The organism is Joostella atrarenae, from assembly GCF_021764745.1.
In the GTDB taxonomy this organism is placed as follows: domain Bacteria; phylum Bacteroidota; class Bacteroidia; order Flavobacteriales; family Flavobacteriaceae; genus Galbibacter; species Galbibacter atrarenae.
The window spans coordinates 1-1,059 of record NZ_JAETXX010000038.1; the positions used below are offsets into that span (position 1 = coordinate 1).

2 protein-coding genes are annotated in these 1,059 nt (G+C 29.2%); both read right to left on the bottom strand.

Features of this window, described 5'->3' with window-relative positions:
• A partial coding sequence (locus tag JM658_RS16960; protein ID WP_236961081.1) for a relaxase/mobilization nuclease domain-containing protein occupies positions 1 to 682 on the bottom strand: 682 nt, incomplete at its 3' end.
• Positions 672 to 1,059, bottom strand: a 388-nt coding sequence (locus JM658_RS16965) for a hypothetical protein (RefSeq protein WP_236961083.1), incomplete at its 5' end; no start/stop codon positions are given. The genes JM658_RS16960 and JM658_RS16965, both read right to left, overlap by 11 nt.

Here is a 1,059-nt window from a genome sequence, read left to right on the forward strand (position 1 = left end):
TAACTTCTTTAAACAAATAGTATGTCAATCCATTCTTATTATTCAAGTAAAAATCTATCTTATATTTATTTAAAAGTTGTCTAAATTCATCCTTATTTTTAGGGTTTTGTTCTATTACCTTATATAATGACTGATCGATGATATTCCGAAGATCTCCTTTTCCCTTTTCAATATAATTAAGAGCTTCTTTTTCTATACTCCATATCCCAGGCATAGTAGATTGATCATTTGCAATAACCAAGTTGTATTTACGCTCCATTAGCTCTGTAATACTTTTACTACGGCGTCGCTCCATAGAGTCCTTGATCTTCAAACCATCAAAAGCAATTCTAGATGAAACAATATGTAAATGTGGATGCGAGGCATCAAAGTGCTGAAAAACGGCATAAGGCTGATCTTCATAACCCATTTCAGTCATGTATTCTTCAGCTATTTCTTTTAAGAAACCTTCATTTAAAGATGGCAAATCATCTTTATGGAAATTAAGTGATACATGAAAATTTCTGTTTTTAACTTTTGAGTTAAGATTATTTTGATATTCAATCATTTTTTGAATTCCTCCCTGAGTTTTTTCATTGATGTTATTCAAAACTAAAAGAGACGCTTCACCGCTAATTACTTTATTCATATTATAAGCCACCATTCCCTTAACATTATCTCCAGTAGTAATATTAGCTATCATTTTCTAGTTTTTTTATGATTGATTTAAATGAAATAATTACATCACGAATGGTAACCAAGTCTTTTAATGATAATTTTGTGGTGGTTTGATCACGATAAACAAAACGTATTAGAGTATTTAAATTAGTTCCTGCCTTTTTTAATTGAAAAATCATACGCTCTTCAATAATTACCTGTTTTTCACTTTTTCTTGTTCTTAATTGCCTTACTAATTCGTCATTATTAAAAAACAATTTATTCCGAAGAAACGCATTAAAGGATCTAAATCCATAGGCTTTTTGTTCGTTGAAAATGGTATATAAATTTTTATATTCATATTCTGTAAAACGTATGGAAACTAATTTACTTCTTGGTTCTTTTTGTTTTGGTCTTGGCATG